Source organism: Corallococcus sp. CA054B, from assembly GCF_003611625.1.
Classification (GTDB): Bacteria; Myxococcota; Myxococcia; order Myxococcales; family Myxococcaceae; genus Corallococcus; species Corallococcus coralloides.
On record NZ_RAVY01000297.1, the window covers coordinates 1 to 8,088 of the forward strand.

4 protein-coding genes are annotated in these 8,088 nt (G+C 72.0%); all 4 read left to right on the plus strand.

The genetic code is table 11. The features are described 5' to 3' along the window. Nucleotides 1-16: 16 nt before the first annotated feature. Complete coding sequence (locus tag D7V80_RS38945) at nt 17-2,971, plus strand: choice-of-anchor D domain-containing protein (RefSeq protein WP_120592865.1); 2,955 nt, start codon at nt 17-19, stop codon at nt 2,969-2,971. Nucleotides 2,972-3,176: 205 nt separating this feature from the next. Next, nucleotides 3,177-3,485: a hypothetical protein gene (locus D7V80_RS38950; RefSeq protein WP_014397956.1), complete on the plus strand. Its 309-nt coding sequence runs from the start codon at nt 3,177-3,179 to the stop codon at nt 3,483-3,485. 101 nt (nt 3,486-3,586) lie between these two features. Beyond that, a complete protein-coding gene (locus D7V80_RS43760) occupies nt 3,587-6,358 on the plus strand; it encodes a protein kinase (protein ID WP_147447367.1) in 2,772 nt (923 codons plus the stop codon). A 20-nt stretch (nt 6,359-6,378) separates the two neighbouring features. Continuing rightward, on the plus strand, nt 6,379-8,088 hold a 1,710-nt coding region (locus D7V80_RS43765), incomplete at its 3' end, for a serine/threonine-protein kinase (protein ID WP_147447368.1).

An 8,088-nucleotide genomic window follows, 5' to 3' on the forward strand; every position in this document is an offset into this window, starting at 1 on the left:
GGGAAGGGTGGGTGCCATGACGGGGCGCTGGGGCCTGCTGGGCTTGGTGGTGGTGGGACTGCTGTCGGGCTGCGCGGACCGGGAGCGCTCGTCGCTCGCGGACGGCCGGCTGACGGCGACGCCGGGCGGCGTCGACTTCGCGCGGGTGGCCGTTTTCGACGCTCGCGAATCCACGGTGACGCTGCGCAACGTGGGCCGCGCGCGCATCACGGTGGACGAGGCCTGGGTGGAGGGACCGGAAGGCGCCTACAAGGCCGAGTTCACCCATGAGGGGCCTCACAGCCTGGTGCCGGGCAGCGAGTGCACGCTGAAGGTGCGCTTCGCGCCGATGGCGCAGGGCGGTCTGCCCGCGGTGCTGGTGATCCGCTCGGACACGCGCATCGAGCCGCTGATGCGCATCCCCCTCAACGGCGCCGGCGTGGACGCGTGGGCGCGGGTGACGCCGCGCGCGCTGGACTTCGGCCGCATCGAGGCGGACTCCACCAAGACGCTGGGCGTGACGCTGGACAACCCCACGGAGCTGCCCGTGATGGTGACGCCCAGGCTGGTGGGCGCGGACAAGGACGAGTTCGTCGCGGCGCCGGTGACGGTGAACCCGGGCGAGCGCGTGGAACTGCCCCTCACCTTCAACCCGGTGCGGGTGGGCAAGAAGCAGATTGCCCTGGCCATCTCGCCCTGCCACGGCTGCGCGGACGTGCCGGTGCAGGTGACGGCGGAGTCGCTGGAGCGCGCGGTGGTGGCGGAGCCGGAGGTGGTGGACTTCGGCGCGGTGCCGGTGGACCGCGACGCCATCAAGGCCTCCAGCCTGCGCAACATCAGCACGGAGCCGGTGACGGTGACGTCGCTCATTCTGGATGGCACGGACGCGTCCTTCAGCCAGAACAACACGGGCCTGCCGCTGGTGCTCCAGCCGGGAGAGGTGCGCGCCTTCGAAATCCGCTACAGCCCCGGCCACATGGGCGCGGCCGTGGACCGCGCCGTCTACACCGTGGTGAGCAAGCGCCACCCCACGCTGCCCGTGCCGCTGCGCGGCTTCGGCGGCGCGTCCGAGCTGTGCGTGTCGCCGATGATGCACGACTTCGGCGAGCAGCCGCTGGGCTCCAAGGTGCGCGTGGTGGTGAACGTGAAGAACTGCGGCACGGACAACGCGGGGCCGCTGACCATCAACACGCTGGACTGGACGCCGGACGCGACGGGCGCCCAGCTCCAGTTCAACAACAAGCCGGTGGCGCTGCCGTTCACCCTGCCGGCCAACGGCGAGCTGAACCTGGAGGTCTTCTACGAGCCCATGCGCGAGGGCAGCGCGTCCGGCGCGCTGGTGATGACCACGAGCGCGTTCTCCGCGGCCACCGTGCAGCTGGACTTCTTCGGCAGCGCGAAGGCGCATGCGCCGTGTGATTTGACCGTCACGCCGGAGTTGGTGGACTTCGGCACCATTCCGCCGGGCCGCGGCGCGGTGCTGGGCGTGAAGCTGGAGAACAAGGGCGCGGACCTGTGCCCCGTGAAGAACATCCGCATCGCCAACGACGGCGGCGGCGTGTTCAAGATGCCCGGCGGCGAGCTCTTCGGCGGCATCATCTACCCGGGGGACTGGTTCAGCTTCCAGGTGGCGTTCCAGGCGCCCTTCACCGGCGGCAACTTCGCGGGTGAGCTGCAGGTGGAGCAGTACAACCCGGCGACGCCGGTGCGGCAGGTGCCGCTGATGGCGAACTCGCAGGCGACGTGCCTGGTGGCCTCGCCCTGGTACCTGGACTTCGGCCTGGGCCGCAAGGACTGCCGCCCGGCGCCGCGCGAGGTGAACTACCTCAACGCGTGCACCACGCCCGTCACCATCTCCAACGTCTTCATCGGGCCGGGCACGACGGACACGGAGTTCGAGCTGTTGGATCATCCGGCGCCGCCCGCGTTCGAGCTTGCGCCGGGCGAGTCCTTCACGGTGGGCGTGGACTACCTGGCGCAGGTGACGGGCATGAACCTGTCGCCGCTCTTCGTGGACTCCAGCGACCTGCCCATCCCGCTGATGGTGCCGCTCATCGGTGAGTCGTCGAAGAAGACGGACAAGACGGACAACTTCGTGCAGCAGGACGTGAGCAAGGTGGACGTGCTGTTCGTCGTGGACAACACGGCGTCCATGGTCGAGGAGCACCCGAAGCTCGTGTCCGCCATCCCCGCGTTCGTGGACGCCGCGCGCAACAAGGCGGTGGACGTGAACATGGCGGTGACGACGACGGGCATCTCCGCGGTGTCCGGCGCGTGCCCGGGCGGCGCGCTGGGTGGCGAGGCCGGACGCTTCTTCCCGGCGGACAACAGCCGCCAGCGCATCCTGAACCTGAACACGCCCAACGTGGCGCAGGTGCTCCAGCAGAACGTGCAGGTGGGCCAGTGCGCCCAGGTGGAGCAGGGCTTCGAGGCGATGCGCCGCGCGCTCACGTCTCCGTTGGTGAACAACGCGGATGATCCGCGCACGCCGCTGGCCAACGACGGCAACGCGGGCTTCCTGCGCGACTCCGCGGCGCTGGTGGTGGTGTTCGTGGGCGACGAGGACGACCACTCACCGGACGCGGTCGCCACGTACGTGCAGTGGGCGCAGCAGCGCAAGGGTGAGAACCAGCCGCAGCGGGCCACGTTCTTCGCCATCGCGCCCACCAAGACGTCCTGTGCCACGGCGGGCGGCACCGGCACCCGGTACGCGGACGCGGCGGCGCAGACGGGCGGCGAGGTGCTCAACGTCTGCGCGGCGGACTACGCGCCGCTGCTCCGCCAGGTGGCCAACAAGGCGTTCAGCGCGCAGGACCGCTTCCCGCTGAGCGAGGAGCCGGACGCGGGCACGGTGGTGGTGAGCGTCAACGGCACCGAGACCACCAGCGGGTGGACCTACGACGCCGCCTCCAACAGCGTGGTGTTCAGCGCGGTGCCGCCGCCGGGCTCCCGGGTGGCCATCACCTACCGCCGCGCCTGCGCCAACGACTGAACGGTGGGAAACCCGTGGTTGTGGACCCCGTGACGGGCCGGTCATCCGGCCCCGAACGGGGGTGTCAGACCCCGGTGCTACAGCACTGCATCTGCCTGTGCGGATGACCAGAAAATTGGAGGCGCTCCCTCGGTGTGTACCCTGCGGAGCGTCTGCACGCTGTTGCCCTGGAGGCGCTGTGAACACCTGGACCCCTGATGAGCCCATGAAGTCCTCTCCGCGCGCCGGTGCGCCGGGGCTGCGGGTCATCCGCGGGGAAGGGCAGCGCAAGCAGGAGCCGCTGGCGGACCGGAACGCGGTGGCGCGGGTGCTGATGGAGGCCGGGGCGGACCTGCTCCTGCGGCGCATCAGCCCCGTGAGGGCGCAGGAGATCGAGCGCAAGGTGGACCGGGTGCTGGACCTGTTCGACCGGGTGGACGCGGCGCCGGTGCTGATGCCGGTGCTCAAGCGGCACCTGGATGAGCTGGAAGCCCTGATGCGGGAGACCCGCGAGGTCCGGGCCGCCCGGCGCTAGGGCGCACGCCCGGTGGAACCGGGAAAAGCTCAAGGGGATTCGATGTTTGATTCCCCTGGCCCGGCCGCTTACGCTTGGGGTTCGCCTCCTCGCGTCCGGCCGTGTCCATCGAAACCTACGGCAGCTACCAGCTCCTGAAGCGCCTCGCCACGGGCGGCATGGCGCAGATCTACCTCGCGCGCCGGCCGGGTTCGGATGCTCCGGACAAGCTGCTGGTGTTGAAGCGGATCCTCCCGCACCTGTCGGAGAACGACGAGTTCGTCCGGATGTTCCTGGACGAGGCGCGGATCGCGGCCCGGCTCGCGCACCCCAACGTGGTGCAGATCTACGACCTGGGGGCGGAGGGGGACACCTTCTTCATCGCCATGGAGTACATCCATGGCGTGGACGCGCGCCGGCTCTGGAAGCGCTCGGAGACGGCGGGGCGTCCGCTGCCGGTGCCCATCGTCTGCCGCATCCTCCTGGAGGCGTGCGCGGGCCTGGACTACGCGCACAAGAAGACGGACGCGGCGGGGCGCCCGCTGGGCATCGTCCACCGGGACGTGTCACCGCAGAACATCCTGGTGACGTTCGACGGTGGCGTGAAGGTGGTGGACTTCGGCATCGCGAAGGCGGCGGATCAGGCCACCGTCACGCGCTCCGGGGTTCTCAAGGGCAAGTATTCGTACATGTCGCCGGAGCAGGCCGCGGGCCAGCGCGTGGACCGGCGCTCGGACGTGTTCGCGCTGGGCGTGGTGCTGCATGAGCTGCTGACCGGGGGCCGGCTCTTCAAGCGCGTCAGCGACATGCTGACCCTGTCGGCGGTGGCGGAGTGCAACGTCCCGGTGCCGTCGCAGGTGGCGCCCCGGGTGCCGGCGGAGCTGGACGCCATCGTGCTCAAGGCGCTCGCGAAGGACCCGGACGCGCGCTACCAGCACGCGCAGGAGCTGCAGCGGGCGCTGGAGGGGTGGCTCGCGTCGCAGCCGCAGCCGTGTGGCACGCCAGCGGACCTGGCCGGGTACATGCGGGAGCTGTACTCGGACCGGCTGACGGAGGAGGCGCGCTCCGGCGAGGTGCAGGTGACGGACGAGGAGGCGGGAGTGGCTCCGCCGTCCGCGCCGCGCCGTTCGGTGATGCGGCCCGCGACCGCGCCAACGCGCACGGAGAACGAGCCCACCACCACGCTGCGCCCGAACCGGCCGAGCCGCCCCAGTGGGAAGGTGGAGGCTCGCCGCGAGGACGCGGAGGCGGATGGGGCGCGCTCGGAGGTTCGGGGCCCGGACACCCGTCCGGAGGGCCGCAACGCCGAGGCGCGGGTGGAAGCAGCGCGCAATGCGGAGGGGCGCGGTGTCGACGCCCGGCCGGAGCCCCGCTCTGAAGTTCGCAACGCGGAGGTCCGGAGCGTGGATGCCCGCGCCGTCGACGCCCGGCCGGAGCCCCGCTCTGAAGTCCGCAATGCCGACCCGCGCGCGGAGGCCTCCCGGGGCATGACGGGCTCGCGGCGGGCCCTGGAGTCACCGCCCTCGCGGAGCACCCGGCCGGTGCGCCTGGAGGAGCCGTCCCTCCCGACGGTGACGCAGGACGAGGACGGTCCCACGCTCGCGATGGTGGACACGCAGCGGAAGCTCTCCGGCGGGTTCCAGATTGAGGAGGACGGTCCCACGCTCGCGATGGTGGACACGCAGGGGAAGCTCTCCCGCGGGTTCCAGATTGAGGAGGACGGTCCCACGCTCGCGATGGTGGACACGCAGGGGAAGCTCTCCCGCGGGTTCCAGATTGAGGAGGACGGTCCCACGCTGGATCAGCGCTCCATGACGACGCTGACCCAGGACGACGAGGACGACTCGACCCTGGACATGCGCGCTGTCTCCCGCGCGGACGTGGACGAGGGCCCCACGCAGGACCTGCGCGCCGTGCCGCGCTCCGAGATTCCAGTCCCCCGGCCGGGCGGGCCCACTCCGTCCGGCGAACACCGAGGCCACCGGCTCCCGGTGCCCGCGCCCCACGCGACCATCGAGGAGATGACCGCGTCCACCGCGCCGCGCTCCGCGTCCCGCGCGCCCATGCCCAACGCGTGGGTGCCGCCGGCCCGCACCGGCACGCTCACCGAGCAGTCCGCCGTGGAGCGGCCCAAGCGCCGGGGGCTCCTGTACGGCGCCATCGTGCTCGTCGCGATCCTGGTGGGCGTCGGCATCGTGTGGAGCCTGGGCCCCGGCGCCAGCGGCGTGCACGTGGAGTCCGAGCCCGAGGGCGCGCGCGTCGTCTTCGAGGACCGGGTGCTCCCGGAGCGCACGCCGCTGACGCTGCCGACGGTGAAGCCCGGCCGCTACTGGGTCGTGCTCATCAAGGAAGGCTACCGCGAGCTGCGCACGCAGGTCGTCATCCCGCCGTCTGGCCGGCTGGACGTGGGGCCGCTGAAGCTCGTGCCGCTGCCGCCGTCCGGAAAGCCCGGCGCGGAGCCGCCCGCGGCCGCGCCCCCTCCGCCTGCAGCGACCCCGGAGCCCGGCGTTGGACCTTCTGGCGTGGCCGGTCCCCATGAGCCGGACGCACGGACTCCCGAAGTGAAGCAGGCCCAGGAGTCCCCTGGCGCCCAGGCTCCCGCGCCGGTGGTGAAGGCGCCCGTCGCCTCGGCGGCCACGGTGGTGCCCGCGGCGGAGGTGCGTGAAGCCGCCCGCGCCGCGGAGCGGTCCGCGTCGGTGAGCTTCGTGGTGACGCCCCGGGCGGAGGTGTCGTGCAACGGCCGCAAGCTGGGGGAGACGCCCCTCCCGCCGGTGAAGCTGGGGGTGGGCCTCTATGACTGCATGTTCACCAGCCCCGAACTCAAACGCACCGTCAGCCGCCGCATCGAGGTGCGTCCCATCGACCTCAACGTGGTGACGGTCAAGTTCGAGTAGGCGTGGCCTTGGATCCTTCCGTGACGCTCGAGGCAGGCACCCACGTCGGCAAGTACGTCGTGCGCCGCAAGCTCGCCGAAGGGGGCATGGCGGAGATCTTCCTGTGCACCGCGCGCGGGCCGGAGGGTTTCGAGAAGGAGGTCGTCATCAAGCGCGTGCGGGCGTTCCTCGCGAGCGACCCGGACTTCGTGCAGATGTTCATCGCGGAGGCGCGGCTGGCCTCGCGGCTCAACCACGCCAACGTGGTGCAGATCTTCGACTTCGACAAGCACGAGGACACCTACTACCTGGCGATGGAGTACGTGCGCGGCTGCTCGCTGTGGGAGCTGCGCAAGCGGAGCAAGGAGGCGATGACGCCGATGCCGCCCGTGCTGGTGGCGCACATCGGCGCGGAGGTCGCGCGCGGGCTGCACTACGCCCACCGCCTGCGGGTGAACGGCGAGCTCCTGAACCTGGTCCACCGGGACGTCACGCCGCACAACGTGCTCGTGTCCTACGACGGCGCGGTGAAGCTCACCGACTTCGGCATCGCGAAGGCGGGCAACAAGCTGACGAACCCCGGCGTGCTCAAGGGCAAGTTCGCGTACATGTCGCCCGAGCAGGCCCGGGGCGAGAGCGTGGACGTGCGCACCGACGTCTTCGCGCTGGGCGTGGTGCTGTGGGAGCTGCTCACCGGGGGGCGGCTGTTCCAGGGGGACTCGGAGATCGCCGTCCTGCGCGCGGTGCAGGAGAGCACCATCGTGCCGCCCGCGCGCCTCAACCCGGACGTGCCGCCGGACCTGGACGCCGCCATCTGCCGCGCGCTGGAGCGCGACCTGTCCAAGCGCTTCCAGACGGCGGGGGAGCTGGAGCGCGCGCTGGCGCAGTGCGTGTTGAACCACGCCCGCTCCGTGGATGACACCGACGTGGGCGCGTTCGTCCGGCCGCTGTTCCCCATCGCGGCCAGCAACCAGGCGCTGCCCGCGCTCCCGGAGCGCACCGCGCTGCAGGACGGAGCGCTGCCCGCCGCGGGAGCACCGCCCCGCGAGCCCACGGCGGTGATGCCGTCGCGCGAGCACGCCTCGGGAGCGAAGCGGGGTGCCTCGCCGGACGAGGACCGCCACGGGACGACGCTGGTGCTGTCGCGAGACGACCAGGCTCCGAACGGCCGTCCTCCGCAGCCCACGCCGCAGATGCCGTTGCAGTCCATGGGAAGGGAAGCGCCGCTCGCCAGGCGCAGCGAATCCCGCGAGGTCCCCGCCGCCAGGGCTGAGTCCCCGAGCGACGAGAACTCCATGGCCTGGACCGGCTCCGCCGATGACGACGTCGGTGCCCCCGAGGACGGAGGCTCGCGGTCATCCGCCTCCGCGCGCCGGGCCGGTGCCGCTGGCAAGCCCGACACCGCCTCCGCGCGCCGGGCCGGTGCCGCTGGCAATGCCGATTCCACCTCCGCGCGCCGGGCCGGTGCCTCCGGCAAGCCCGACACCGCCTCCGCGCGCCGGGCCGAGCTCGTCGGCGACGACCTCTCCGGAGCCGACGACCGGGAACTCGATACGGTCTCCGCCACCGAGCCGGGGCCCTCCGTCGCGCCGGGCCGCAAGCGCGCCCTGAGGGCCGGAGCCGCCGCGCTGGGACTCGCGGGCCTCGTGGGCGTCCTCGCCGTGGCCCGCTCGAACACCGGTGCCCGGGACGCGGAGCAGGGGAGCCCGCCCGCGCAGGCCACGACCGCGGCAGCGACCCCACCGCCCACG

What these genes read in the sequence shown, in the direction of transcription:
- D7V80_RS38945 (WP_120592865.1), top strand. Translation starts at nt 17, where the DNA reads ATGACGGGGCGCTGGGGCCTGCTGGGCTTGGTGGTGGTGGGACTGCTG.
- D7V80_RS38950 (WP_014397956.1), top strand. Translation starts at nt 3,177, where the DNA reads ATGAAGTCCTCTCCGCGCGCCGGTGCGCCGGGGCTGCGGGTCATCCGC.